The organism is Kitasatospora sp. NPDC085895, assembly GCF_040702125.1.
In the GTDB taxonomy this organism is placed as follows: domain Bacteria; phylum Actinomycetota; class Actinomycetes; order Streptomycetales; family Streptomycetaceae; genus Kitasatospora; species Kitasatospora arboriphila.
Map to the genome: position 1 here is coordinate 1 of NZ_JBFBJY010000095.1, position 26272 is coordinate 26272.

The 26272-nt window shown below is 70.1% G+C and carries 24 protein-coding genes; 12 read left to right on the forward strand and 12 right to left on the reverse strand.

What is annotated here, in order from left to right; genetic code table 11:
• Positions 1-418, forward strand: a 418-nt coding sequence (locus AB0442_RS36075) for a type IV toxin-antitoxin system AbiEi family antitoxin domain-containing protein (protein ID WP_366167780.1), incomplete at its 5' end; no start/stop codon positions are given.
• A 501-nt stretch (positions 419-919) separates the two neighbouring features.
• Here AB0442_RS36075 and AB0442_RS36080 read toward each other — a convergent pair.
• The 9 genes from AB0442_RS36080 to AB0442_RS36120 all read right to left on the reverse strand — a co-directional run bounded on the left by AB0442_RS36080 (position 920) and on the right by AB0442_RS36120 (position 8171).
• Complete coding sequence (locus AB0442_RS36080) at positions 920-1129, reverse strand: hypothetical protein (RefSeq protein WP_366167781.1); 210 nt, start codon at positions 1127-1129, stop codon at positions 920-922.
• 31 nt (positions 1130-1160) lie between these two features.
• Entirely contained in the window at positions 1161-2981 is a 1821-nt protein-coding gene (locus AB0442_RS36085; protein WP_366167782.1) for a DUF4012 domain-containing protein, read from the reverse strand.
• Complete coding sequence (locus AB0442_RS36090; protein WP_366167783.1) at positions 2971-3513, reverse strand: hypothetical protein; 543 nt, start codon at positions 3511-3513, stop codon at positions 2971-2973. The genes AB0442_RS36085 and AB0442_RS36090 overlap by 11 nt, the downstream gene beginning before the upstream one ends.
• 247 nt (positions 3514-3760) lie before the next feature.
• Positions 3761-4975, reverse strand: coding sequence for a DegT/DnrJ/EryC1/StrS family aminotransferase (locus tag AB0442_RS36095; RefSeq protein WP_366167784.1), 1215 nt, complete (start codon positions 4973-4975; stop codon positions 3761-3763).
• Positions 4976-5052: 77 nt separating this feature from the next.
• Positions 5053-5718 carry a hypothetical protein gene (locus AB0442_RS36100; protein WP_366167785.1) on the reverse strand — a complete coding sequence of 222 codons (666 nt, stop codon included), beginning with the start codon at positions 5716-5718 and terminating at the stop codon, positions 5053-5055.
• Between the two features lie 16 nt (positions 5719-5734).
• Positions 5735-7237 (reverse strand): polysaccharide biosynthesis tyrosine autokinase, encoded by a 1503-nt coding sequence (locus AB0442_RS36105; protein ID WP_366167786.1) that lies wholly within the window; start codon positions 7235-7237, stop codon positions 5735-5737.
• A gap of 208 nt (positions 7238-7445) precedes the next feature.
• Entirely contained in the window at positions 7446-7568 is a 123-nt protein-coding gene (locus AB0442_RS36110) for a hypothetical protein (RefSeq protein ID WP_366167787.1), read from the reverse strand.
• A gap of 181 nt (positions 7569-7749) precedes the next feature.
• The gene (locus tag AB0442_RS36115) at positions 7750-7878 is read right to left on the reverse strand and encodes a glycosyl hydrolase family 28-related protein (RefSeq protein ID WP_366167788.1); all 129 of its coding nucleotides are present in this window, start codon (positions 7876-7878) and stop codon (positions 7750-7752) included.
• Positions 7875-8171, reverse strand: coding sequence for a twin-arginine translocation signal domain-containing protein (locus AB0442_RS36120; RefSeq protein ID WP_366167802.1), 297 nt, complete (start codon positions 8169-8171; stop codon positions 7875-7877). The genes AB0442_RS36115 and AB0442_RS36120 overlap by 4 nt, the downstream gene beginning before the upstream one ends.
• Before the next feature lie 459 nt (positions 8172-8630).
• On the opposite strand from AB0442_RS36120, the gene AB0442_RS36125 reads away from it, so the two are divergent.
• The 6 genes from AB0442_RS36125 (at position 8631) to AB0442_RS36150 (ending at position 15921) form a co-directional block, all read left to right on the forward strand.
• Positions 8631-9424, forward strand: a protein-coding gene (locus AB0442_RS36125) for an IS5 family transposase (protein WP_366167803.1) whose coding sequence is annotated in 2 segments (ribosomal slippage) — positions 8631-8960 and positions 8963-9424 — 792 coding nt in all. Because the reading frame shifts where the segments join, the coding sequence is not laid out codon by codon here.
• A 52-nt stretch (positions 9425-9476) separates the two neighbouring features.
• Positions 9477-11432 (forward strand): SDR family NAD(P)-dependent oxidoreductase, encoded by a 1956-nt coding sequence (locus AB0442_RS36130; protein WP_366167789.1) that lies wholly within the window; start codon positions 9477-9479, stop codon positions 11430-11432.
• A 65-nt stretch (positions 11433-11497) separates the two neighbouring features.
• A complete protein-coding gene (locus AB0442_RS36135) occupies positions 11498-12142 on the forward strand; it encodes a sugar transferase (RefSeq protein ID WP_366167790.1) in 645 nt (214 codons plus the stop codon).
• On the forward strand, positions 12135-13385 hold the full coding sequence (locus tag AB0442_RS36140; protein ID WP_366167791.1) for a DegT/DnrJ/EryC1/StrS family aminotransferase: 1251 nt from the start codon (positions 12135-12137) through the stop codon (positions 13383-13385). Before AB0442_RS36135 ends, AB0442_RS36140 begins: the two co-directional genes overlap by 8 nt.
• Positions 13382-14554: a Gfo/Idh/MocA family oxidoreductase gene (locus AB0442_RS36145; protein WP_366167792.1), complete on the forward strand. Its 1173-nt coding sequence runs from the start codon at positions 13382-13384 to the stop codon at positions 14552-14554. The genes AB0442_RS36140 and AB0442_RS36145 overlap by 4 nt, the downstream gene beginning before the upstream one ends.
• A complete protein-coding gene (locus tag AB0442_RS36150) occupies positions 14554-15921 on the forward strand; it encodes a nucleotide sugar dehydrogenase (protein WP_366167793.1) in 1368 nt (455 codons plus the stop codon). The genes AB0442_RS36145 and AB0442_RS36150 overlap by 1 nt, the downstream gene beginning before the upstream one ends.
• 141 nt (positions 15922-16062) lie before the next feature.
• On the opposite strand, the gene AB0442_RS36155 is transcribed toward AB0442_RS36150, so the two are convergent.
• The gene (locus AB0442_RS36155) at positions 16063-17373 is read right to left on the reverse strand and encodes a glycosyltransferase family 4 protein (protein ID WP_366167794.1); all 1311 of its coding nucleotides are present in this window, start codon (positions 17371-17373) and stop codon (positions 16063-16065) included.
• Positions 17374-17525: 152 nt separating this feature from the next.
• Between AB0442_RS36155 and AB0442_RS36160 the strand changes: the two genes are divergently transcribed.
• Positions 17526-17711: a helix-turn-helix domain-containing protein gene (locus tag AB0442_RS36160; RefSeq protein WP_366167795.1), complete on the forward strand. Its 186-nt coding sequence runs from the start codon at positions 17526-17528 to the stop codon at positions 17709-17711.
• Here the strand turns inward: AB0442_RS36160 and wecB are convergent.
• Entirely contained in the window at positions 17635-18753 is a 1119-nt protein-coding gene (gene wecB, locus AB0442_RS36165) for a UDP-N-acetylglucosamine 2-epimerase (non-hydrolyzing) (protein WP_366167796.1), read from the reverse strand. The genes AB0442_RS36160 and wecB overlap by 77 nt on opposite strands.
• A gap of 196 nt (positions 18754-18949) precedes the next feature.
• Here wecB and AB0442_RS36170 point away from each other — a divergent pair, with 196 nt between their 5' ends.
• From AB0442_RS36170 to AB0442_RS36185, 4 genes are all read left to right on the forward strand, one after another.
• Entirely contained in the window at positions 18950-21763 is a 2814-nt protein-coding gene (locus AB0442_RS36170) for an O-antigen ligase family protein (protein WP_366167797.1), read from the forward strand.
• Complete coding sequence (locus tag AB0442_RS36175; RefSeq protein WP_366167798.1) at positions 21760-22983, forward strand: glycosyltransferase family 4 protein; 1224 nt, start codon at positions 21760-21762, stop codon at positions 22981-22983. The genes AB0442_RS36170 and AB0442_RS36175 overlap by 4 nt, the downstream gene beginning before the upstream one ends.
• 149 nt (positions 22984-23132) lie before the next feature.
• Complete coding sequence (locus tag AB0442_RS36180; protein ID WP_366167799.1) at positions 23133-23942, forward strand: D-glucuronyl C5-epimerase family protein; 810 nt, start codon at positions 23133-23135, stop codon at positions 23940-23942.
• On the forward strand, positions 23929-25116 hold the full coding sequence (locus AB0442_RS36185) for a glycosyltransferase family 4 protein (RefSeq protein WP_366167800.1): 1188 nt from the start codon (positions 23929-23931) through the stop codon (positions 25114-25116). The genes AB0442_RS36180 and AB0442_RS36185 overlap by 14 nt, the downstream gene beginning before the upstream one ends.
• Positions 25117-25787: 671 nt before the next feature.
• Here the strand turns inward: AB0442_RS36185 and AB0442_RS36190 are convergent.
• Positions 25788-26272: replication-relaxation family protein (locus tag AB0442_RS36190; RefSeq protein ID WP_366167801.1), on the reverse strand; the 485-nt coding region annotated here is incomplete at its 5' end.

Sequence of the window (26272 nt, forward strand, 5' to 3'; positions counted from 1 at the left end):
ACGACGTCGAGCTGGCCGCGTGAACGTCACCGAACTCCTGCAGCTGTTGCAGGCCGAACACGACGAGACCGCCGCACGAGCCCACAGCCTGCGCGGGCAGATCAAGCAACTCACCAGTGCCCTGATCGAAGTCGAGGCCCGCCTTGCCGAGATCGTCACCACCGGCAAGGTCATCGACAGCCTTGCCCTGCCCGACCGCGCAACATCTCCCGAGGACTCCACCACCACCTACCAGCGCATCGTGACCGCCTTCAACGAGCACCCCCGGCGGGTCTTCCGGGTTCGTGACCTGCATGAACTCCTCGGGCTGCCCACCGACGAGCCCTCGATCAACGTCACCCGCTCCCGCCTGGGACGACTCGTCCGCCAGGGAGTCCTCGAGCAACCCGGACGCGGCCGCTACCAGAAACGGACTTAACGCCCTCTGAGGACGAGATCGACGCGCTCATGGACGACGTGCGAGACCATGCCCGACGCGTCGAAACCAGTGACACCCCGAACACCGACGACGAGTTGCGGCATGACGACTGGCTGAGGCTGTCACGGCTGTGTGATCTGCTCGCCCTTGCCCGCACGGTCCGGGACCGGCTCTACCGGCAGTCCTGCCGTCCGCCAACGAGATCAGGATCAAGGTCGAGGCCGCCGAACGCATCGTGGCCCGCGCGGAGAAGCGGCTGGCCGCGGAGACCGCGGCCCATCAAGAGAAACTGAGGAACCACCAGGCTCGGGCCGAGGCCGACCGGGCAGCAGGCCGCCGCGGTGCCAGCGGTCGGCCACCCGTCCCTATGGAGCACAAGACAGTCCTGGTCAGGCAGCAGGCCGGCTGGCGAAGGCGATCGTCCATTTGGAGCGGGCACGCAGCCCCGAACCGGTGCCCTCCCCGACTGCTGTCGCCCGCCTGAGCGATCCGGACCCGCGGCTACAGCTCGGCAAACGCGGCGGCTACCTGCAGGGATACAACCTGCAAATCGTCTGCGTGCGCCGCCAGATCTTGCTGGTCGTCGACCTGCACGACAACCCGTCGGACCGCACCGCCCTGGCCCCCATGGTCAAGAAGACCCAGGAGAACCAGCGCGCCGCCGGCCTGGCGGGTGATCTGCGGCGTCGGCATCGGCATCGGCTTCGACACCGCGCCGTCCTGCAGTCGACCCGCGGTGGCGTCAGTTTGGCTCTTGGCACGGTGCGGCCACCACCTGGGTGGTCTGCGGCCGCACCAGTGGCTGTACCGGCACCACCGGTGACCGGGCCGAGGCGGGTTCGCGCAGGTGGATGACCAACTCCCTTACCTGGCTCGGCTCCAGCTCGACCTCGCTGGCCAGCACCGGGTGGCTGCGTTCGGTCTCGAGCGACATGGGCAGCGGTCGTCCGTCTAGCTCGGCACCCCTGAACTGCGCTCCCACGGTGGCGTAGAGCGAGACCCAGATCCGTGTGGAACCGGGCGCATGCGGGTGCGTGCGGTCGTCGGAGCGGAGCCTGACGTACTCCGGCAGGCCTGAGACCGGGGCGTTGTTGGCAAGCCGGACGCGAATGAGGCTCTCGCGCATCCCGGCGACGCAGGGCGCCAGTTCATAGCGCAGTGACCGGTCCAGATAGTAGTCCAGCTTGTTCCCGGCGGAGTTGTTGACCACCAGGGCCGCATACGGGCCGTTCTGCTGCGGCACGCTGCCGGCCAGTTCGGTGTTCTCGAGAGCCTCCTGCGTGTGCGGGTCAGTGCTCCAAACCTGCAGTCGGCCGTCGCCGGCGAGCTGGTGCAGGGCTCGTAACAGTGCGACCGGGTCGTGCCGGCCGTGCAGCAGGGCCTCAGTGACCGACTGGGCGACCTGGATGAGGAAGCCCTTACGGGCCGATTTGTCGGTGTAGCGGGTGTAGGCGGTGCTCTCGGTGAGCGCGACCGCGTTGGCGGCGGTCAGCTGTTCTCCGCCCGGCAGCCACACCGGACCGGTGGCTTTCAGCAGTCGAGCCAGCCCCACCGGGTCGGTGGCGATCGCCCCGTCCAGCTGCTGACCGGTCTTCTGGCGCCAGAAACCTGTCCAGATCTGCGCCGCGTACGGAAAGTGCGCGGAGAGGTTTGAGTTGGCCATCAGCCGGGTGCTGTCACCGCCCGCGTACCTGCTCTCGAAGTCCGGGCCGAGATCGGCGACTGGTTCGGGAGTGGAGGTCAACGCGTCGTCGGAGGACAGATCGTGAACGGTGATCCGCCCGTGGTCGGCGGTGAGGATGCCGAAGACGCCGACGAGACCGCCGGTGCCGCGGGCCTCGGCGTTGGTCTGGAAGGCGAAGAAGTATGAACGCGGGCCCGATTCGCCCAGCACGGGGGGGAGCATCCGCACCGCCGTGCGTGCGCTCTCGGCCGACCGTGCCAGGCGCGCCGCCTGCACGGTCAGCCCGGCACGCGCGGCGTCGAGGCGGCCGATACCGGTGGCGTCCGGCAGCGCGGTCAGGTTGTGCCCGATGCGTTGGAGGCTCGTCTCGATGCGGGCCAGCACCGGGTCGGCCGCCGCCAGCCGCTCGAGTTCCACGCCGCCGTCCTGGCGCATGATCCGGGCCGGGTCGGCCACCTCGCGAAGCCGCACCGCGTCCGGTAGCACCTGCGTGGCCGCCTCGTCGGCGGCCACGCTGATACCGTGCACGGTACGGAAGGGGCGGCCGGCCAGCGGGAGTTCGCCGAGCGCCGTCCACCAATGCGCGGAGGTCGCCCGGCGGGCGGCGCCGGTGTGCTCCCTGAGTGAGGCCAGCTCGTGCTCGGAGGGCGTCTCGCCTCGTTCGAACGTGACGGCAAGCCGGGCAACGTCCTGCTGGGCTGCGGAGAGGTGCGCGTGCACCGCCCGTGCCTGGAGCAGCACACCGCCGCTCAGTGCCGCCAGGGGCAGGAGGATCGCGGCGGCGCCGAGAAGGATTCGGCGGCCGGGCCTGCGACGCTTCGTCGGCCCGGCCGCCTGTTCGGGCTCATCAGCCCGGTGAGTGAGGAGCTCAGCTCGCACGTGCCCGCCGACGACGGCTGCGGACCAGGAGCAGGGTCAGGCTTCCGAAGCTCAGCAGAAGCCCGGCAGCGGTCACGGTGAAGGTCATGCCGGAGAGCCCCGTCCCGGCCAGCCCGCCGGTCTCATGGCCGCCGGTCCCCGGCGGGGAGGGCGGTGCTCCGTGCCCGTCTTCGTAGACCTCGATGCCCACTTTCTGGACACGTTCGGTCCCATCTGGGTTCTCACCGGTCAACCGGATGGTGTGCGGGCCCTCTTCGATCACCTTGGGGAGGGTCACCTCCGCCACCACGTCGCCATTGCTGTCCGCGCGCACGGTCGTCAGATGGACGACCGAGCTCAGGACGTCGATGGACACCGGCGATTGGGGGGCGAAGCCGCAGCCGAAGACGGTCAGCGATCCTCCCTCGGGCACGAGCGCGGTGCTCACCCTTGCCGTGCACGAGGACGGCGGATAGGCGATGCCCGGCGGGCGGTGGGCCTGGGCCGACGGCGCTGCGCCCACCGCCGCGGCCAGGGCCGAGATGAGGAACACGATGAGGATTCCGAAGGAGTCACGATCCCACCGAAGGGATGTTCGGAAACCGGTGGAGTGTCTGTCTTCTGCTACGACAGATCTGCTGTTCATTGAAGGATTCCTTCCGTGTGCTCGGCCGTACGGCCGGCGATGCATCCAGAGAATGCGCATCCCCACGTAAACACGCTGGTCGCGGTGAACCTCAACGGTGACCGGCGGATGGCGGTCGACGTTGACCGGAACGAGCTACTCCGCGGACGGCACGTCAGGGCTTGGGGTACGGCTCGGGGCCCGGGCTTTCCAGCGTCCGCCGCACGACGTCGATCACCCGGTCGAGGTCGGTGTCGGTCAGGCGGGGGTGGACCGGCAGGGACAGCACCTGGCGGGAGATCAGCTGGGCGCGCGGTGTATCGCCGCGCGCGATCCGGGGGTGGTCGCGGTAGCAGTCGTGGTCGAAGGCCAGCCGCGGATAGAACACCCGCGCCTCGACACCGGCCCGGTCCAGCGCCTCGATCACTTCATCACGCCCGGCCCGTGCATCGTCGGTGAGGCGGACGGTGTACTGGTGCCAGACGTGCAGCCGGTCGGCCGGCTGCCGAGGGGTGATCAGCCTGGGGACGCCCTCCAGGCCGGCGGTCAGCCGGGCCGCGTGGGCGGCACGCCTGCGGTTGATCTCGGGCAGGCGGCCGAGCTGGACCGAACCGATCGCGGCCTGCATCTCGGTGAGCCGGTAGTTCGAGCCGGTCATCAGGTGCTCGTAGCGGTTGCGCATGCCGTGGTTGCGGATCAGCCGCAGCCGGTCGGCGATCCGGGCATCGGGGGTGGTGACCACGCCGCCCTCGCCGCAGGTGATGTTCTTGCTGCCGTACATGGAGAAGGTCGCCGTCGAGGCGACTGCGACGGACTGCCCGGCGACCAGGGCGCCGTGTGCCTGCGCGGCGTCCGCGATCACGGTAAGCCCGTGGCGCTCGGCCAGCCTGGTGATTTCCGGCATGTCCGCCGGCAGGCCGTAGAGGTGGACCGGCATGATCGCCCGGGTCCGCGGCGTGATCGCGGCGGCGACGGCCGCCGGATCCAGCAGGAAGTCGTCGTCGATGTCGGCGAATCGCGCGGCGGCGCCCACCTCGAGAAGCGCGTTCAGCGTCGCTCCGAAGGTCAGCGGCGTGGTGATCACCTCGTCGCCGGGCCCGATGCCGTGCGCGCGCAGTGCCGCGACCAGCGCCGTGGTCCCGCTGCTGACCGCGACGGCGTGCGCGGAACCGTGGGCCGCAGCAAAGGCCCGTTCGAATTCCTCCACGCGGGGGCCGCTGGTCAACTGTCCGGACCGGAGCACCGCGAGGACGGCGGCCTCCTCCTCGACACCGAGCTGTGGCTCGCTGATCCGGATCCGGTGCTCCCTTCGACCCGGCGGGCCCGTGGAGACGTCGGCACGGACGGTCTCCGCGGGGCTGCGGTCGGCGCCGGCGGCCGGGGGCACCACCGGTCCCGTCCGCCACTCCCGCGCGGGGGATGCCGGACTGTTCTCGAGCTCTGCGGCTGGCTCGGTGGCCGCTGGGTTCATGGTCGCGGGCCCTTTCCGTCGATCGGGATGATGGTCTGTACCGGCACGGTGGCGGGCTGCGGCGCCGGGCCGAGCAGGGCGGTGACGATCTGGGTCACCACCCTGTCGATGTCCTTGGCGCACGCGATGAGCATGGCCTCGGTGCCGTCCGGATCGGCGATCTCGTCGAGGGCCGGCTCCTGCCAGGGCATCCGGCCGCGGAATCGGGCCGCCGCCGCTACCAGTTCCCGCGCCCGCGCTGCCTGCTCGGCCGCGGACCCGTCGGCGGCTTGTGGTGCGTGCAGGCCAGCGGTCACCGGGGGGTGGCGCACTAGCCGAGCGAACTCGCGGACCAGGAAAGTGCGCCGGGAGGCGGCCGGACACAGAGCGATGACCGCGTCCCGGTGCGCCAGTTCGGCGGTCAGCACCAGGTCGTCGCCAGCCACCATGGCGGCCGTCAACCGGCGGCTGGTGAACCCGGCCGGATCGGCGCCGATCCCGGTCAGGAGCTCCGCGGCCGGCAGATGCATCGGCAGGCCGTCCTGGCCGTGGGTGCCCGCACTGGTCACGGCGAGCCACGACCACCCGGCGGCAGGCGGCATCCTCAGCTCGGTGATCCGTTCGGCCAGGGGGGATCGGCACAGATTCGCGGTGCAGACATAGCGGAGGCGGAAGGTGGTCACTGGGGCCCGGCCGTGGTCAGCGCGCGACCGGCGGAGCCGTGTCCGCGTCCACGGCGCTGCCCGGGAGTTGCCGGCCACCCGCCGGGGCGGCGGCGCCGGTCCTGGTGCGTGCGGCGCGTGCACGGGCCACCCGGGCGCCGTATCCGCGAGGCTTGTCGGCTTGGTAGTAGCGGTAGCCGTACAGCCAGCCGCCGTCGGTGTCCCGTCGCTGAGGCGCCATGCACAGCACCCCGGCGAGCACGGGAGTGCCGGCCGCGGTCAGCGATTCGACGACTCTGCGCAATTGCTCGACGCGGGTCCGGCCGTGCCGGGCGACGACGATCGCGCCGTCGCAGTGCCGGCCCGCCGCGGCAGCGTCGGCGAAGGCCAGCGTCGGCGGCAGGTCGAGCAGCACGACCTCGTAGCGCGATCGCAGCTCCTCGATCAGCCGTTCCATCCGTTGGGAGCCGAGCAGGTCGCCCGGGTTGGGCGGCAGCGTGCCGCTGGTCAGTACGTCCACATCGTCGTCGCCCCAGGTCTGGATGGCATCGTCCAGGGAGGCGCGGCCGAGCAGGATGTCCGTGAGACCGGCCCCGTTCGGCAGTCCGAGGTATCTGCCGACCTGAGGTCTGCGCAGATCGCACTCGACGATGATCGCCTTGGTGCCGGCTGTGCCTAGCGCGGCCGCCAGGTTGCAGACCGTTGTGCTCTTGCCGTCATGCGGCATTGCGCTGGTGAACATGATCACCTTGCGTGGCGCGTCAACCTGGACGAACCCGAAGGCGATCCGGAGCTTGCGGAACGCCTCCATCCTCGAACCGACCAGATCGGCGTCGTACAGCACCGGGGTACCCCGCGCGGCCGGGTCGTACGGAATGGCGCCCAGTACCGGCTTCCCGCCGAGCGCATGGGCGACCTGCTCAGCGGTCTTGAGCGAGGTATCCAGCGTGCGGGCGATGGCGGCCAAGCCGAGCCCCGCCAGCAAGCCGAGGGCCAAGCCGACGGCCAGGTTGCGGACCGGCTTCGGCGACACGGGCTCGGAAGAATAGCTGGGCTGGGCAACCACCCGGATCACCACCGTCGACGCCCCGCCGGTCTCCGGGCGCTCCAGCTGGCTGATCTGCTGCGGGAAGACGACCGCGATCACACGCGCGATCTTCTGCGCCTGCGCTGGCGAGTCGCCGGTCACGGTCGCCCGCAGCAGCACCGTCTGCGGGACCGCCTTCGCAGAGATCCGCGACTGCAACTCGGGCGCATCGAGCTTCAGTTCACCCGTCTTAACCACGGCAGCTGCCAGCATCGGACCGGTCAGCAGGTTGGCATAGGACTCGAGCTTCTGCTGGGACAGGAGGCCCGCCTGGTAGGCCTGCATCACATTGGCCGAGTCGACCTGTGCTGAGACCAGGAAGGTAAGGCTGGAGGAGTACGTGCGGGCCGCCCGCGCTGTCAAGCCCGAACTGACGGCTCCGGCGAGCAAGGTCACGAGGATGATGAGCTTCCAACGATCCCTGATCAATCCGAGGAGACTCCGCAATGCCATACCCGTCTCGCCTTCTTCACCGTGTCTGCAGGTGCGCGGTCAAAAATCTCCGCCAATGATCAACATTACCATCAGTAATCGTTCCACTACCCTGACATAGCCGGCACCGTTCGCGCCAATACCACAGACAGGGCGTTCGAACGGAGAATGAACGATCCGACTTAGAGGTCGAATCTGGCGGCGCCGCACTCTTTCGCGGCGACGTTCGTCAGATCGCACATGCCTGGGTCCTGCACCGCCAACCCGGAGCCGGGAACCGGCGGATCGTGACATTGAACATGGACAGGTAGAACATGCCGATGTTGGCGGCGTTGGCGTTGGTGATGTGCACGCCGTCGGACGCTGCGGTGCCCTTCGACCCGGAGATCATCAAGTCTCGGACGCCGACGAATTCCAGATCCGCGCCGACCAGTCCGTGGGCGCCGGCCCCCGCCTAGTTAATGGCGGTGGATGCCATGCCGTCACCGACCAGGGTGAGGTTCGAGCGGAGCCCTAGAGGAGCTGTGATCTTGTTAGGTTCCCGCGGGTAACCGTACAACGGGGTCGCCGCGGTCCACCGCGGTCTGGATCACGACGGTGTCGTCCGCAACGCCATCGCCCACAGCACCGGAGTCTTTGACGCTGACGCTCGCGGAGTTCACGGCGCCACCGGCGGCTGCGGAGACCAGGCCCCCGCGCCGGTGGTGAGACCTGCCGCCGTCACACTGTCAGCCAGAAAGCTGCGTCTGTTCATCCCGAAGTCTCCTGTCTTCCGCGGTAGGGAACCTGCACGAGTCGGCATACAAGCACGGCGCCGGCCCGGTGCTACTCCTGGGAGCCGGCGGCAATCCCTTCCCAACCGGCCTTCAGATTTGCTCGCTGGGTCGGAGCGCGCTGGCCCACACACAGCCGGCTCGCTCGGCGCCACCGAACCGATTGGTGCCCCCCGCGGCATCGACCCGGAGCCCAGCCGCTGCACGTGGTCCACGGCGAAGGATCCAGTGGGCAATCAAAGCGGATCGACACCGCAATCCGGAAGTGACACGCCATGCACGAACAAACCTGTAAGAGCGGTGATTTGGGAGCGGATCGTCTCGCCCCCCTGCCGACCTGCGGCCAGGACGCGAGGGCGTGCGCCCATAGAGGGTACCGGCCTTCGCCAGCCGATCTCATCCCTTCCGGACACTACCTGACCGAAAGCTTGATTATCCCTACGACCGTGAATTTGTCTTCGCTTGGCGATTTTCCGCTGGGCGCTACACGAATCTCCCCAACGGGCTGGACAAGCGACTCGACCTCTCGTCCTATGGTGCAGATGTGGAAGAACGGAATCTGATCAGAATCTTGCCGCCGGCCATCGGCATCGGATTAGAAGTCATCTCATTTGGTCCCATAGGCTGCTCGCGTGGCGATTGTGGGGCACCTGGTGCCGGACGAGTTGTGGGAGCTGTTTCAGCGGGTAGTACCGGCAGCACCAACCCGGCCGCAGGGCGGCGGCCGACGCCGCCACGGGGACCGTGAGGTGCTGGCCACGATCGTGTTCGTCGCCACCTCCGGATGCACGTGGGCCCAACTGCCGCCGTGTTTCGGTCCGTCCGGGCCGACCGCGCACCGCCGGTTCGCGGAGTGGACCGCCGCGCGGGTGTGGGCGAAGCTCTACCTCCTGGTCTTGGACGAACCCGGCGCCCGGGGCGAGCTCGGCTGGTCGCGGTGCGCGGTCGACTCGGTGAACATGCGCGCCACGAAAAAGGGGAGCTGACGGGTCCGAATCCTGTCGATCGGGGCAAGTTCGGGTCGAAGATCCACTTGCTCACCGAACGCGCTGGTCTACCCATCTCGCTCGCGATCTCCGGGGCCAACCTGCACGACAGCCAGGCCCTGATCCCGCTTGCCGAGGCGATCCCGCCGATCCGCTCCCGCCGCGGCCCGAGGCGGCGCCGGCCTGGCAAGTTCCACGCCGACAAAACCTACGATCACCGCTTCATCCGCTCTTACCTGCGGAGGCGGCAGATCGAACACCACATCGCCCGGCGCGGCGTTGAGTCCTCGGCCCGCCTCGGCCGGCACCGCTGGGTCATCGAGCGGACTGTCGCCTGGCTCGGCGGCTTCCGCAGACTCCACCGCCGTTACGAACGCAAGGCCGACCACTTCGCCGCCTTCGCCACCATCGCCGCAGCGATCATCTGCCACCGAAGAATCACCAAATGAGATGATTTCTTAATCGGGAGCCACGTTGCACGGGGAATGTGCCAGTCACACGGTGGTCCGCCCTGCCGCGGCCGCCGAGCAGACCGACCGCGCCCGGCCACATGCCGAAGCCGCCGGCCGGTCTCACGTTGCCGCTCGCCGTCGCGCGCGGGTGGCGTGGGCCGCCGCCGACGCACTCACCTGGGCGTGCAGTCTGCTGATCGTCGGCCCGAACGGCGAAGGCGGTACCGGCTTGTCAGCCGTCAGCGGCCCTCGAGTCTTCGCCTGCCTCGTCACCTCCGTGGCCGCGGTCCTGGCCGGAGCGGTATGCGGCCTGTACTCCGGGCGGTTTCAGCTGGAGAGCCGCGCGGAGCTAGGCGCCGTGCTGGGCACCGCCGGGCTGACCGCGCTCTGCCTGGAGACCGTCGGCGGCGACCGGCTATCGCTGATGGGCGGAGAGTCAGCCGTGGCGGAGATCGCCGCCATGGTCAGCGCTCTGGGGATGATCACCGCACGGGCTGCGGTCGCCGCCGTCCAGCGCAGGCCGAGACGGCCGGCACCGGCTGCGGTCAAGGTGATCGTGTTCGGCGCAGGCAGTGCGGGCACGCAGCTGGTACACCGGCTGGCCGGCCAGCGCGGCGCGCGGTATCAGCCGGTTGCTCTGCTGGACGACGACCCGGGCAAGCACCGGCTGAGGATCTGCGGTGTCCGGGTGCGAGGTGGCCGGGAGCGGCTCGCCGAGGTCGCGGCCGAGACCGGGGCCCAGATCGTGGTGATCGCGATCGCTGGCGGGCGCGGCGACGGTCGGGTGATCGCGGACCTGGTATCGCTGGCCGAGTCAGCCGAGCTGACGGCCAAGGTCATTCCGCCAGTGCACGAGCTGGTCTCCGGCTCGGCCAAAATCGACGGCGTCCGCGATCCGCGGATCACCCACCTGCTGGGACGCGAGCCGATCCGCCTCGACCTGACGGCGGCTGCCAGCCGTTTCGCCGGGCGGCGAATCCTGGTCACCGGCGCCGGCGGTTCGATCGGCTCCGAACTGTGCCGTCAGCTGCACCGGCTGCACCCCGCGGCGCTGGTGATGCTCGACCGGGACGAATCCGCCCTGCACGCGATCCAGCTCGCGCTGCACGGCCGTGCGCTGCTCGATTCCGACGAGACCGTGCTCGCCGACATCAGAGACGCCGCCCGGATCAGCGAGGTGTTCGCGCAGGCCCGGCCGGAGATCGTGTTCCACGCCGCAGCGGTCAAGCATCTCCCCCTCTTGGAGCGGTACCCGTCGGAGGCACTGAAGACGAATGTGACCGGCACGCTGAACGTGTTGCGAGCGGCGGCCGCCTGCGGTGTGCAGTCCTTCGTGAATATCTCCACTGACAAGGCCGCCGACCCGGTGAGCGTGCTCGGCACGTCGAAGCGGATCACGGAGCGGTTGACCGCGCACATGGCCGATCAGGCTCCAGGAACCTGGGTGTCGGTCAGATTCGGCAACGTGCTGGGCAGCCGTGGCTCCCTGCTCGACTCGCTGTCCGCGCAGATCGCGGCGGGCGGCCCGGTCACCGTGACGCATCCGCAGGTCGCCCGGTACTTCATGACGGCCACCGAGGCCGTTCAGCTCGTCCTGCAGGCAGTGACCGTGGGACACAGCGGCGAGGTGCTGGTCTTGGACATGGGCGAGCAGGTCCGCATCGCCGACCTCGCGCGCCGAATGACGGCCACAGCGTCGCACCGGGTGGAGATCGTGTTCACCGGGCTGCGGCCCGGCGAAAAGCTGGTCGAGGACCTACTGGGCGCCGGGGAGCGCGACCATCGGCCACAGCACCCGCTGGTTAGGCAGGTGCCCGTACCGGCGCTCGAACCCCGTGAGGTGACGGACATCGGTCACCTCACCGATCCCGACGAGGTGCGTGCGGCCCTGGTCCAGCTCACCGCCGCGCCCAGCCCGGCGCCGGTGCCAGTACCAGTGCCGGGGAAACCAGCGGCACTACCCGCCCACCCCGCGCCGCCCGAACCAGCGGAGGCCGGCCAGTGACCGCGCGGGGGACGCGGCGCCGACGTGGGGCGGACACGCTCGTCTCGGTCGCCACCGCAGGGCCGGTGTTCGCCACCGCGGCCAGCAGCCGACGATCCTACCGGGGCAAGCGACAGCTCGACCTCGTCGTGACCTGCCTGTTGATCGGTCCGGCCGCGGTGATCTGCGCGGCGGCCGCGCTGACGCACTTACTCGCGCACGGCAGACCGGTGCTGTTCCGGCAGCGCCGGGTCGGCCGCGACGGACGGCTGTTCGTCCTGCTCAAGCTACGGACGATGGGGAATCCGCCGTGCGGGACGGCCACACCGGAAGGTACCCGAACCGCACGGGTGACTGCAGTCGGCCGGTTGCTGCGTCGGCTGTCGATCGACGAACTGCCACAGCTGATCAACGTGCTGCGCGGTGAGATGAGCCTGGTCGGACCCCGGCCCACGCTTCTCTACCAGGTGGGCCGGTACACCGACCGGCAGAGGCTGCGGCTGCGGGCGACACCCGGCCTGACCGGCCTGGCACAGGTACGCGGACGGCAGCAACTGAGCTGGCCGGAACGGATCGAGTGGGATCTGCAGTACCTGTGCCGGCAGAGCCTGCTGCTCGACCTGACGATCCTCCTGCGCACCGTCTGGACAGTCCTGGCGCGGGGCGGCGCCACCGCCAGCCACGACGGCGATCCGATCGCTCGCACACCAGAAAGGACCCTAGGTGCCTGACAACAACGCTCGGATCCGGCTTGCCAGCCCCGACCTCGGCGAGGAGGAACTGGACGCGGTACGCCGCGTACTGCGCAGCGGTGTACTCACCAACGGCCCGGAGAACGATGCCTTCGGTCAGGAGTTCGCCGACCGCCATCGGGCGCGGTTCGGCGTGACGTTCTGCACCGGCACGGCTGCGCTGAACGCGATGCTGCTCGCTGAGGGCATCGGCCCGGGCGATGAGGTGATCGTTCCGTCGATGACCTTCGTCTCCACCGCCACCGCGGTGTGCCACGTCGGCGCCAGGCCGGTGTTCGCCGACGTCGACCCGCAGACCTTTAACCTCGATCCGGCCGTGGTCGCCTCCCGATTCACACCGGCCACCCGTGCGGTGCTGACCGTGCACTATGCCGGGCAGCCCGGCGACCTGGACGCACTGGCGGGGCTGTGTGCCGAGGCCGGGGTGTCACTGTTGGAGGATGCCGCGCAGGCGGCCGGTGCCGAGTACCGCTGCAGGCCGGTCGGCACATTCGGCCGGTCGGCGATGTTCAGCTTCACGCCGACCAAGAACATCACCACTGGTGAAGGCGGCATCGTCCTGACCGACGACCCGGACGTCGCCGAGCGGCTGAGACTGCTCCGCAACCACGGTCAGACCGGGCTGTACCGGCACGAGAGCCTGGGCCACAACTGGCGGCTGACCGAGATGCAGGCCGCGATCGGCCGGGTGCAACTCCGTAGGTTGGACGGCATCTTGGAGCGCAAGCGCGCGATCGCCGAATCGCTGACCCGGCGGCTGGCCGGGGTGCCCGGCCTGACCACACCGTTCCAGGCGCCCGAGGCCCGCGGCACCTGGATGCTGTACACCTGTCTGCTGCCCGAAGTCCGCGACCAGGTGCTCGCGGACCTGCTCGGCCGGGGCATCGAGGCCAGGGTCTACTTCCCGCCGGTGCACCGGCAGCCGCTCTTCGCGCGGTGCGGCGCGGACGGGAGGGCGATCGCGGACGGCGGGCCTGCCGAGCTGCCGGTCACCGAGGCGGTCGCGGAGGCGATGCTCTCGGTCCCGGTGCACCACCGTCTGACCGAGGCCGACGTGGCGGAGATCGCCGACGCGGTGATCGCTGCGGTGGGCCGGGCCGCGGCAGCGCCGCCCGGTGCCATCTCGGTGCCGTCCGCTGCCATTCCGGCGGGCCGCGCATCCGCTGCGGGGGTCGTACCGCTGGACGCGGTGAGCGCCCCGAAGCCGGTCGGTGACCGGTGACCGCGCTCCGCGCCGGGGTTGTCGGGCTCGGCACGATGGGCAGGCACCACGCCCGGGTGCTGGCCGCGATGCCCGGCGTACGTCTGATCGGTGCCTGCGACCCGGCCCCGCAGGCCGCCCGTCACGCCGTCGCCGGCCTGCCGGTCTTCCCGGACCTGGACCAGCTGCTCGGTCTGGGCCTGGACATCTGTGTGGTGGCCGCACCCACGCTGGCGCATGCCGACATCGGCACCCGGCTGGCCCAGGCAGGCGTACACGCCCTGATCGAGAAGCCGCTCGGTGCGAGCGCCGAGGAGGGCCGGGCGCTGGCGGATGCCTTCGAGCGGGCCGGGCTGGTCGGCTGCGTCGGGCACATTGAGCGGTTCAACCCGGTGATCCGCGCGATGAGGGACCGAATCGCCCGGGGCGAGATCGGCGCCGTGCTCCAGGTCACCACCAGCCGCCAGGGACCGTACCCGCGGCGCATCCGCGATGTCGGGGTGATCCTCGATCTGGCCAGCCACGACATCGATCTGACCCGATGGATCACGGGGTCGCCGTACCTGAAAGTGTCGGCGGTGACCAACCAGGTCACCGGTGGCAGCAGCCACGAGGACCTGGCCGCGGTCGCCGGTGTGCTCGAGGACGGCACAGTCGTCAACCACCTGGTCAACTGGCTATCGCCGGTCAAGGAGCGGCTGGTGACGGTGACCGGCCAACTCGGCTGTCTGCGCGGCGACCTGCTGGCTCCCGCACTCCGGCTGCACCGCCATGGCCTCCGCTCCGCACCCGACGACCAGGCCGCCGGGCCGGTGGCCGACAACCGGGGCGTCGCCTGCAAGCTGGCCACCCACGAGCCGCTGAGGGCCGAGCTCGAGGGTTTCGTAGCCGCCGTGCACGGCCGGGCCGACCACATCGTGCCCATGCGCGCCGGCGTGGAGGTCATGGACGTCACCAGCGCCATCCTCTCGGTGCCGCGGGTCGGCGTCGAGGTGCCGCACGGGGGGGCAGATATCGCCCCTCCCAGCCCCGAGCGGGTCGTTGCCGTCGTCCCGCCGCGGCCGGGCGAGGACGGTGCCGCCCATGGGGCCGCGTTTGCGCACGCGGAGCCGCCCGCCGCATCGCACGGGGACCTGCCGGTACTGGTCGCGGGCTACGTACCGGCCCTGAACTCACGGAGGTTCTTCTGATGGCCACGGTCACGGTGGTGGGGCTGGGCAAGATCGGTCTGCCGCTCGCGGTCACGATCGCCGCCGCGGGACATCACGTGAGGGGCGCCGACATCAATCCCCAGGTGGCGGCCGATGTGGCGGCCGGCGTGCCGCCGTTCCCCGGCGAACCGGGTCTCGCCGGGCTGCTCGCCGAGGTCATGGGCGAGGGGACCCTGCGGGCCACCACGGACACCACGGCCGCGGTGGCCGACAGCGAGCTGATCGTCATCGTGGTGCCGCTGGTCATCGGCGCCGACCGGCGGCCGGACTACCGGGCACTGGACGCGGCCGTGGACGCGGTCGGCGCCGGTCTCCGGCGTGGATCGCTGGTGATCGTCGAGACCACCCTGCCGGTGCACACCACGCGACAGCGGATCACCCCGCGGCTCGCGGTCGCGTCAGGGCTGCGCCCGGGCACCGACTTCGGCGTCTGCCACAGCCCGGAGCGGGTCTCCAGCGGTACCGTTTTCGCCGACCTGGCCCGGTACCCGAAGCTGGTCGGCGGTATCGACCGGACCAGTGGGGAGCGCGCGTCCGCGTTCTACGCTTCCGTGCTGCGCTTCACCGAGCGGCCCGACCTGCCACGCCCCAACGGGGTATGGGACCTCGGTTCGGCAGAGGCGGCCGAGCTGGCCAAGCTGGCCGAAACCACCTATCGCGACGTCAACATCGCGCTCGCCAACGAATTCGCCTGCTTCGCGCAGGATGCGGGGCTGGATCTGCTGCCGATCATCGAGGCGGCGAACAGCCAGCCCTTCAGCCATCTGCACCGGCCGGGGATCGCGGTCGGCGGGCACTGCATCCCGGTCTACCCCTGGCTGTACGCCGTCGGCGATCCGGCGGCCCGGATGCCGGTACTGGCCCGCGAGATCAACGACGCGATGCCGGCCCGGGCGGTCCGGATGCTGGTGGCACTGGCCGGCGATCTGCGCGGCAGGCGGGCCGCGGTACTCGGCGCCGCCTACCGCGGCGGCGTGAAGGAGACGGCGTTCAGCGGCGTGTTGCCGGTCGTCCGCGCGCTGGCCGAGCACGGCGCGATCCCCCTGGTCCACGACCCGCTGTATGACGACGCGGAGCTGACCGCGCTCGGCCTGCAGCCCTACCATCTGGGCGAGCCGTGCGATGTCGCGATCGTGCAGGCGGACCATGCGGAGTATGCCCGGATCGGGCCCGCTGACCTACCGGGGGTCGCCGCGCTGCTGGACGGCAGATCGGTGACCGATCCGGCGCTCTGGTCCGGCGTACCCCGGCTGGCCATCGGAACGGGCGGGCCGGTCCGTCCTGGGCCGGAGGCCATGGCTCAGGACGGTCAGTACGCCTTCGCGGGGGTGCCGATCGCGACCTGACCAGCAGCGACATCGACCGGTCGCCACCGGGCAGTCACCGACGGGCGTCGCGCGTGGGTGCTCGGCGGCGGCAGTCACCACCGCCGTCGTCCGCACCGTTTCTGCCAGCCGGCCGAAGCCGGCGCCGGCGATATCCGGAGGTCACGCGCGTACGTCGGTGACCGGGGGGCCCTCGGATGGTTCAAGCGGTTTTGAGACGGCGATGAGAAACGCGTCGGCCAGTGCGGTCATGCCGTGGTTCAGGTACACCCAGCGGCGGCCGAGTTCGCCCATTCGTTCGCGCTCGGTCTCACTCATCGCGGCGAGCGCGGACAGTGCGTCGGCCATGGCCGGCGGCGACTCGGCCGGCACGCACAGGCCGCCGCCGGACTCGCGGACCGGGCCGCCCGGCGCGTTGCTCGCGAACAGCACAGGCTTGCCGGATGCCAGATAGTCGAACAGCTTGTTACTGCTCAGGCCGTACTTGAACACGGCGACGTCGCGCACGCAGAACAGCGTCACGTCCAGTTCCGCCAACACGGCCGGTACCGCCTGCTTCGGCACTGGCGGCCAAAACAGTACGTTGTCCAGACCGTGGCGGTCGGCGAGCTGCTGGCACGCGGCCTTTTCCTGGCCGTCGCCGACCAGCACGACGGCCACCCGCGCTCCCCTGGTGCGCAGTTCGGCCGCAGCCTCGACGATGGTGCCGATCCCGTTGGCCGGGCCGTGCGAGCCGAGATAGCCAGCCGTGAGAAAGCCGTCCTTGCGAAGGCGCCTGATCCGGTCGATCAGCTCAGCGGCCCCGCTGCCCGCGCCTGGTAGGTCAGGGAGGACACGCTCACCGGTGCCATCGGCTCCGGGCTGGTCGCTGATCCCGTTCGGCACGTAGTGGATCTTGTCACGCGGGACGCCGCGGACCTCCAGGTAGTCGGCGGCCCCGGGCAGCAAGCAGATCACGGCGGACGCCCGCCGGTAGGAGAAGGACTCGGCAAGCCGGAGCAGGCGGGCGGGCAGCCCGTTCGGGCGTAGCGCGCCCATGTCGATCAGGGTCTGCGGCCACAGGTCCCGCACCTCGACGACAAACCGGGCACGGCGGCGGCGGGCCGCCAGCCAGGCGGCGAGCACGGCCGCGGGGTGGACTGATGAGCCGACGATCACGTCCGGCCGCTCCAGGCGGCGCTGCGCCGGCAGTACCCGGACCGTGTAGGCGAGCATGTTGAGCACCCGTCGGTATCCGTTGCTCAGGTAGGACGGTGTGCGGACCCAGAGGAAGCGGACGCCGTCGATGGTCTGCATGGCGGTCCTCTCGCCGGGCGCGAGCCGCTCCTCGCGTCTGCTGAAGTGGCTGAAGCTGCTGGCGAAGACGGTGACCTCATGCCCGGCCGTGGTCAGTGCCCGGCCGATATCGTAGTGCCGGGTGCCAGCCGCGCAGTCGGGTGGCGCCGCGTAGTGGTTGAAGATCCAGATCCTCATCCGGGCTCCTTCGTGGGTACTTCCGGCTTCAGCCGGGGGAGGAAACGAAACTCCCGCGTGTAGCGGGACGGGAAAGTCAGGCCACCGCCAAGGCGGTATGGCGTCTTGGCGGATGATCGTCCACGCGTGATCGCGATCTGACGGCGGCCGCTGTGGGCCATAACGGCCGTTCACATGAGGCGGCCTGCGAGTTCCGCTTCTACCTGGACGATGCGCAGGCGGCCGAGCTGTCGCGCACGTTCGGGTGTGTCCGGGAGGAAATCAAGTCGTCACCAGGGCCGCGGCCGGGGGCGCGCCGGGCGCGGTTGCGACGCCGGTCCGTGAGGTCAGCGCGGTGATGATCTGGGCGGCGGCCCCGCCGTCGCCGAATGGGCTCGGTGGCTCGCCGGTGGGCCTCGGCCGGGCCACCGCCGCCGACAGGTCGCGGGGGTCGGGCACCAGGACGTTCCAGCCGTCGTGGAGTGTCTCCGGCCATTCCGTCTCGGCGCGCAGGGTGGAGCACGGGACGCCAAGCGCCAGCGCCTCCTTCTGGAGGCCGCCGGAGTCGGTGATCAGTCCGCTTGCCCCGGCCAGCGCGGCAATCATGCTCCTATAGGGCAGGGGGGCGACCGCCCGCAGCGCTCCGTGTGAAAGGTCGATGCCGAACGCGCGGCATCGGGCGGCGAGCCGTGGGTGCACTAGCAGCCAGACCGGCTGTGGGCAGGCGGCGAGCGCGGCCACGACGGCGGCCAGCCGCTTGGGATCGTCGGTGGTGGCCTGCCGGTGCACCGTGGCAAGCAGGTACGGACCGGGGCTCTCGGTGAGAAACGGGGGCGGTTCGTCCCCGCGGGGCCCGGTGGACCGGTCCCTGATCGCCTTCAGTGTGTCCAGCATCAGATCGCCGACGAGTACCGCGCGGGCGCCCAGGCCCTCGGCGGCCAGGTTGGCCATTGCCGCCGCGGTCGGTGCGAGCAGCAGGTCGGCCAGGTGATCGGCGACGATCCGGTTGCGCTCCTCGGGCATCCGCCGATCGAAGGATCGCAGCCCTGCCTCCACATGCGCGATCGGCAGGTCCCTCGCGGCCGCCGCAAGGGTTCCGGCGAGGGTGGAGTTGGTGTCGCCGTAGGTCAGTACCCAGTTGGGACGCGCCTTGGCGAGGACTGGAGCGAGCCCGGCCAGTATCCGGGAGGTCTGCTCCGCGTGCGGGGCCGAGCCGACTTCCAGGTTCACGTCCGGCGCGGGGAGGCCGAGGTCGTCGAGGAACGACTGGGACAGCAGGTGGTCATAGTGCTGTCCGGTGTGCGCGATCAGGTGGTCGTCGCCGCGCGCGGCCAGCTCCCATGCGATCGGGGCCAGCTTGATGAGCTGCGGACGTGTGCCGACCACACTGAGCACCTTCACGATGGCTTCTCTCTGTCGCACCGGTCACTGTGCCGGGGCGCCACCCGGCGGCACGTGGCTGTGCCCCGGCTCGCCCGGCAGCCGAAAACAAATGCTACGGTGCGTGTTCATGCTATGACGATGTGTACACGCCGAGGGAATGCCCGTCGGCTTTCCTACTCCTGTCCCCGATGACGATTCCGGAGGCCACTTCCTGGTGCGGCGAATCATCGAGAGCCTGCGCTGCCGGTTGCCCGGGATGAGCCCCGCCGTGCTCGGCGGCACGCTGACGACCCGTCTGCTGGCCACGGCGATGAGCTTCGTGGCGGGCGTGATCGCCGCCCGCGAACTGGGGGTCCAGGGCCGGGCAATGCTCGCCCTCATGGTCTCCGCTCCTGCCGTTCTCAGCATCCTGACAGTCCTCGGCATGGACAACGCCAACGCCCGGTTCGCCGGCACCTCCCACACGGCGTTCCGCCAGATCGTCCGGGGGAGCCTGGCGTTCTCCCTGATCGCCGGTTCGGCAGCCGCCGGGCTCTGGCTGCTGCTCGGTCATCACTGGCCGGTGCTGCTGCTCGGTCTGCCGTTCCGGTTCGCATTGCTCGCGGCGGCCATGTGCCCGGCGACCCTGCTGACCACGCTGCTCGGCACCGCGGAGATCGGCCGCGGCCGGGTCATGACGTACTACCTCGCGACCACCCTCCCCTCGCTCTGCTACCTCGCCGGAGTCATCGGCTTGCGGGCAACCGGATCGCTGACCGTCACCAGCTGCTTTCTGGCGGCACTCGCCGGGCATCTGGCGGCGGCAACCGCACTCCTGGTCGCCGCCACCGTACGCGTGCACCCCGACGGCGAACGGGTGCCCGCCCGGGCCTTCGGCAGCTTCGCACTGAGGGCCTATCTGCCGAACCTCATTCACTACGGAATGCTGCGCCTCGACGTGCCAGTGATCCAGCTCCTGGCCGGGTCCACGGCGGTCGCGATGTACGTGGTGGCGCTGCCGGTAGCCGAGGGAATGCTCCTGATGCCGACCACAGTGGCGCTGATGATCTTTCCCCAGGCGACGTCGGGTTCGGTGGACGCGCGCGCGGTGACCCGGATCGCCCGGACCGTCCTCGGCGTCGCCGCGGTAACGGCCGCCGGGGCGGCGGTGGCCGCGCCCTTCGTGATTCCCGCGGTCTACGGGCCGCTGTACGCCGCGGCGGTTCCGGTGATCTGGGTCGTCCTCCCCGGGTTGGTGCTGTTCAGTGCGGGTCGTTCACTCCAGGCCTATCTGGCGGCCACGGATCTGCTCCGGCCGGTGATCATCGCGACCGCACTGGGTGCCGTCGTCAACGTCGTGCTGCTCGGGGCGTTGACCACCCCCTTCGGTGCGGTCGGCGCCGGTGCCGCCGACTCGGCCGGATTCCTGGTGTTCGCCGCGCTGCTCGGCCACGCCATCCGGTCGCGAGTCCGCTCCGGGCACGCTGCCGGGAAGCGGCCGGCGGCCGCCCGTCCGTCGGCTCCGTCGGTGCGGCAAAAACGGCGAGAGCCGAGAATCCGACCGGTCTGGGCCGCGCTGACCGGGCTGGTCAGCGAGGGATGCCGGCGCACGCACTCGTGGCGGGCGGCGGGTGTCCTGGCCGACAGAGCACCGCTGGCCGCGGCGGCACTGCTGGCCGCGGCGACGGTCGGATATCTGGCGACCGCATCCAGCCCCGTAGCCATCGCGAGCGGGCTGATGGTCATCGTGCTGACCTGCGCGCTGACCCCAAACGCGGGCCTCTACACCCTCGCGGCCGCGATCCCGCTGTCGCAGTCCACCGTCGGGTCTTCACTCGTCACCTCGAACCGGCTGGTCGCGCTGATGTTCGTCTGCCTGCTCAACCGCGCCCTCATGGGTCGGGAGATCGTCAGGCCAAGGCCGGCCGGCACACTAATCACCGTCGGCACGGTCGGCTGCCTGGTCGCCGCCACCGCCGTGGCTGGCGGCACAACTCGGTTGGGCACCGGGACCTGGCAGTACCTGCTGCTGGCCTGCGCGCCGTTGCTGCTGCTGCCGCTCGTCGCCGGACCCGGGCCGACACTCGACCGGGCGCTTTTGGTGTTCTGCGGCGGCAGCGTGATCCTTGCCGTGATCGAGATCGCACGGACCGACTCCGTCTTCGCGGCCCGCACGGACCTCGCCGCGGCGGACAGCGCTGTCCTTGCCATCACCCAGCCGGGCACCGCCAACCACAATGCCGTGGCCGCACTGTTCATCATGGCGGCGGCAGTTCTACTGGCGCGCTTCCAGACGATCCAGCCGCGCCTGTACAGATGGGCAATCGGCGGCGGAATCATCGTGCTCACCATCGGGATCGCATACTCGTTGAGCCGCGCGGCATATCTCGCCGGCATCGCAATGATGGTGGTCTATACCTATCGCCGGGCGCTGCGCGGCATCCTGGCGCTGGGATTCGGCGCGACCTGCCTGGTACCGCTAGTGCCCGCCGCGATCGCGGCCCGGTTCGGCCTGGTGCTCGGTGGCAGCACGCTGGACACCGACTCCGCGGTGCGGCTCGATCTGTGGAGCAGCGCACTGCGGATGTTCGACGCGCACCCGCTCTTCGGCGTCGGCTATCTGAACTTCGCCGGACAACTGCCCGCCTTCTACCACGCCACGGGTCACTACAACGTGATGTTCCTCCAGTTCCCGCTCCTCGACTTCGCCCACAACACCTACCTGACGGTGCTCTCGCAGACCGGACTGGTGGGCGCGGTCGGCTTCGGCTCACTGGCCGCGCTCGGCGTCCGCCGGGCGTGGACCGCGCTCCGATCGGGTGATCATGCGGGTGAGGCGGCGCTCCTGGCCATGGTCGGCACGGGGATCTGCTCGATGTTCGGCGAGGTGTTGCTGGTGCCGACCCTGCTGTCCGGTCTCGTGCTGATCGTCCTCGCCGCGAAACCGGCAGCGGCCGATGAACCGGTGACAGCCGGCAGACCGATGCCGGCCGACGAACCGGTGACGATCGGCAGACTGGTCCCGGCCCCTGGTCAGGTGGCGCGATGAGGCGATCGGAGAGCGGGAAGCCGCCGCTGCGGATCCTGCAGATCACCTCGACGGCGGTCGGCGGCAGCTGGTTTCACGACCAGGTGCGGGGCCTGGCCGAGCTCGGAAACGAGGTGTGCGCGGTGCTGCCGCGCGAGGGTCCGCTCGCTGACCGGCTGCGAGAGATCGCTGGTGTACGGGTGGAAATCATTCCGTTCGGCCTTTCCCGGCGGATTAGGCAACTGCCTGGCCTGCTCCGCGCGCAGTGGCGACTGACACGATTCGTTAGGGAGTACCGGCCGGACGTCATCCACTCGCATCTGATCATCGCGATGCTGGCCAGCCGGGTGGCCTCGATCGGCTGGCGGTCCGCGCTCGTGGTGTCCCAGGTCCCGGGCCTGGTGCACTTGCGGATGGCGCCGTTTCGCATCCTGGACCGGCTCTCGCTGCGCCGAGACGACCTGGTGCTCGGATCATGCCAGGAGATCGCGCGCCGCTATCAAGCGATGGGCGCGCGGACGGTCGCGGTCAGCTACTACGGCTGCGACGTGCACCGGTTCGATCCGGCCACACCACCGGATCCGTTCCGCCGGGAGTTCAAGATCAGCGACGGCACACCGACAGTCGGCATGGTCGCCTACATGTACCCGAGCACATTCCGGGACTTCCGGGAAATCGGCGTCAAGGGGCACGAGGTCTTCATCGACGCCGTCCCACTGATTCTCCGCCAGCATCCGGGCGCCAGGTTCTTCGTGGTCGGCGACGAGCTGATCGGGGACGGGAAGTACCGGCGAGAACTGGAGCACCGCGCCGCTCGGCTCGGCGTCGCCGACCGGATCCAATTCACCGGCTTCCGCTCCGACGTCAGCTCGATCATGGCTGGACTGGACGTGCTGGTGAACCCCTCGATGGACGAGTCCGCGTGCTACACGGTGGTGGAGGCGATGCTGATGCTCAAAGGCGTCGTCGCGACCAATGTCGGCGGCCTGCCCGACACCGTCCGGCACGGGAAGACCGGTCTGCTGATCCCGCCGGCCGATCCGGCCGCCCTGGCACAGGCCGTAAACGAGCTGATCGCCGACCCTGCGGCGCGGCGCCAGCTGGCCGGCCGCGGCCGTGAACTCGCACTCCGCCAGTTCGACATCACCGGGACGGTGAACCAGGTGAACGAGCTCTACCACCGAATGTCGGCCACCCACGCGGCACGCAGGCGGCTCCGCCGCCCGGAGCACCCGGCATGACGGGCCCAACGACGGGACCGACGCTGGCAGGACTCGCCCGCAAGGCGGTGCGCGACCTGCGACGCCCAAGCTTCCCGGTCGACGCGGCCGCGCGACCGGGCGGAATGCCGCCGGGCCCGCCAAACAGGTATCCACTCGACCTGAGACCGATGACCGCCGGAACCCTGCTCGATCACGAAGGCCTGGTCGTGACACGCACCGCTACCGGCGATACGTACCGCAACCCCGTCTCGATCAGCCTGTACGCGCTCGGCCGGCACACCAGCGCACTCGCCGCCGGCCAGTCCCCCACCGACCAGCCCCCGGCCCTCCGGGCACTCCTGACCCAGGCCACCTGGCTACGGGCCGCGCAGGACGACAACGGCGGCTGGCGCTACCCCGTATCGGTACCCCGATACGGGGTGCATCCCGGGTGGTACTCCGCGATGGCCCAAGGCCTGGCGGTATCCGTGCTACTACGCGCGCACGCGGTCACCGGCGAACGCTCCCTCCTCGACGCGAGTGAAGGCGCAGCAGAGCTGATGCTCCGCCCGCTAGCCGACGGCGGCTGCGCGGACTACGACCGGCAGGGCCGCCCGTTCCCCGAGGAGTGTCCGTCGAACCCGGCCAGCCACATTCTCAACGGCGCCGTCTTCGCGCTCTTCGGCCTCCTCGAACTCGGCCGGGCCCAGCACCGTCACACCCACCAACCGATGGCCGACCGGCTCCGCGACTCGCTGACCGACTTCGACCTGGGGTACTGGACGAGATACGACCTCCAACACAATGCGCCCGCTACTCTCGCCTACCACTGCCTGCACGTCGCGCTGCTGACCGCCGCCGGAAGAGTACTCGCCGACCGGCAATGGCTGACCGTGGCAGCACGCTGGGATCGCTACACCCGCAACCCAGCCGGACGGTTACGGGCCGCCGCGGGCAAAGGCCGCTTCGTACTGAGGGAGTACCGTGCCGAATCCTGACCAAGGCCGACAGCGCCCCGGCAACGGCCCCGCGTCGGCCGCACCGCTACGCATCCTCCTGCTCGCGCCGGCCGGCTCGGCGCACACACGCCGCTGGGCCAATGATCTGGCCACGCGCGGGCACACGGTGTCCGTGTGCAGCTGGCACGATCCAGGCCCCTATCCCGCCGACTGGCGAGTCGAGACGGCACCCGCGGCCGGAGCATGGTGGCCGTGGCGGGCGGCGCGCGCGGCCAGCTGGTTACGCCGCGAGGCGCGCAGGGTGCGTCCGGACATCATCCACGTGCACTCCCTCGGCGTCCACGGCGCGATGTCCCTCGCACTACCGGCACAGACCGCACCGTGCCTGATCACTCCCTGGGGTTCCGAACTCCGCGCGGCAACCCGGCATCCCGGCAGGGCGCTCGTGGCCTGGCTGACCCTTCGCAGGGCCGCCTGGGTCGTGCCGACCTCCCACGAGGTCGCCGGACACGTGGAACACCGGTACCGCATCCCCCGATCGCGGATCACGACCCTGTCCTGGGGAGTACCAGACGCACTGCTGGGCGCCCAGAACGACGCCGACCCAGGACCGGTTCGCGCCAGGTACGGCATTCCAGCAGGTGCCACGGTCGCCCTGTCAATCCGCAGCACGGCAGAGGTCTACCGGACGCACGAGATCGCAGCGGCCTTCACCCGCGCCGCCCGCGTCCGATCCGACCTCTTCCTCGTGGTGCTCGCCGGTCACCGGCCCGCCAACGCCGAAGCCAGACGGGCACAGCACCACTACCTCGCGAGGGTGCGTAAGCGCATGGCAGAACGGGCAGACCGGATCATTCTGATCGAACAGCCGCTCAGCCAAGCCGAGATGTTCGACCTGATGCGCGCAAGCCACCTCGCGATCTCGGTACCCCAGAGCGACCAACGCAGTTCATCGGTCCTGGAAGCGGCGGCCGCCGGCTGCCGCCTGCTGCTCTCCGACATTGCGCCCTACCGCGAACTGGCAGCGGACGGCCTGCTCACGGACCTGCTCCCCGACCCGCTGGAAGCCACACTGGCCGACGCGCTGACACACGCACAGCCGCTGACCTCCGACGACCGACAGGCGAACCGGGAACTGATCGACCGGACCGAACGCGGCTCAGTGAAGATCGCGCAACTGGAGCAGCTATACCGGCACTTGACCCGGCCCTGATGTGGTTGCTGGGGCCTGACCCCGGATGTTGGACACGGGGCTATGCGGCTTATGTCAGCGTATGCTGTGTCGAGGACGGACTCGTAGCCGATCGGGCTGCCGTGTCCGAGGCTGCTGTGGCGTGGGACGGTGTTGTAGCGGTGGAGCCAGTGGAAGAGCTCGAGGCGGGCTTCGCGCGCGCCTGACCAGCCCTTTCGGCCTTGAAATGTCTCCCGCTTCCAGTACGTATGCCCCGTCCGTCTCGCGAAGGGCCCGGGTCAGCCCCGGCGCCTTGCAGGCGAGATGCCCGGTCACCGTACAGACCCGGCAGCTGTGGTGCCGGCCAACGATCCGGACGGCGACGTGACCGGCCTCCAGGTCAAGTAGGTCAGAGCGCTCCCTCGTGAACTGGACCATCGATCGGTCGGCGGCTTCGTCTTCTACCGGAGTACCGTCTGCCGCGCCGTGGGCTGTTCCTGGGACAGGACAGTGAGGTCGCCATCGTCAGACGGGCCTGTCACGGTGCGGCCCAACTGAGCCAGCAGCCCGCGACCCGTGCGGCCTGCACGACCGCCTTCCGGCTCTCGTCGCGCGTTAGACCGCTTGGGGCCAGCGCGGCAAACCAGTCGATGGCCGCTGTGGGGTGAGGCTTCTACCGGTCGACGTTGGCCGGTGGACTCGGCTATGCGACTTTACGGAGCAGTTCTTCGGAGGTGCAGGTTTGGTTCGGGTCTTCCACCAGACAGAGGTTGAAGCCCCGCCTTGTGATCGGGACGGCCGTAGAGGCGGTGCCAGTGCAGCACCTCGTCGTTTCCGGCGCGGACGGTGCAGGTGAGGTAGTCGAGGTGGCGGGGGATCTTCGCGGCGACCAGGGATTCCTTCATGGTGCCACAGTCGATCTCGAAGAAGATCACGGGCAGGCCGAGCTCCCGGGAGCGCAGCACCGCGTCGGTGCGCACGACCTGGCGGGTGGCGATGGGGTGTTCCACCTCGGTGGCCGAGGAGGCGATGCTGCCAGTGTCGGGGAGGCAGGCGATGATCGCTTCGTTGACGGCCATGGCGTGCGGGGCGCCGGTCAGGGCGGCGCCCTTCGCGGTGCCGCCACTCGGCGGGCCGCTCTTCCGCACGGCGGCGGCACTGTCTAGGCCGGGGCCGGTCAGGCGTCCACGGCCTCCTC

What these genes read in the sequence shown, in the direction of transcription:
- AB0442_RS36180 (WP_366167799.1), top strand. Translation starts at nt 23,133, where the DNA reads ATGACCGCCGGAACCCTGCTCGATCACGAAGGCCTGGTCGTGACACGC.
- AB0442_RS36120 (WP_366167802.1), bottom strand. Translation starts at nt 8,171, where the DNA reads ATGCCGCGGGGGGCACCAATCGGTTCGGTGGCGCCGAGCGAGCCGGCT.
- AB0442_RS36150 (WP_366167793.1), top strand. Translation starts at nt 14,554, where the DNA reads ATGGCCACGGTCACGGTGGTGGGGCTGGGCAAGATCGGTCTGCCGCTC.
- AB0442_RS36105 (WP_366167786.1), bottom strand. Translation starts at nt 7,237, where the DNA reads ATGGCATTGCGGAGTCTCCTCGGATTGATCAGGGATCGTTGGAAGCTC.
- AB0442_RS36155 (WP_366167794.1), bottom strand. Translation starts at nt 17,373, where the DNA reads ATGAGGATCTGGATCTTCAACCACTACGCGGCGCCACCCGACTGCGCG.
- AB0442_RS36175 (WP_366167798.1), top strand. Translation starts at nt 21,760, where the DNA reads ATGAGGCGATCGGAGAGCGGGAAGCCGCCGCTGCGGATCCTGCAGATC.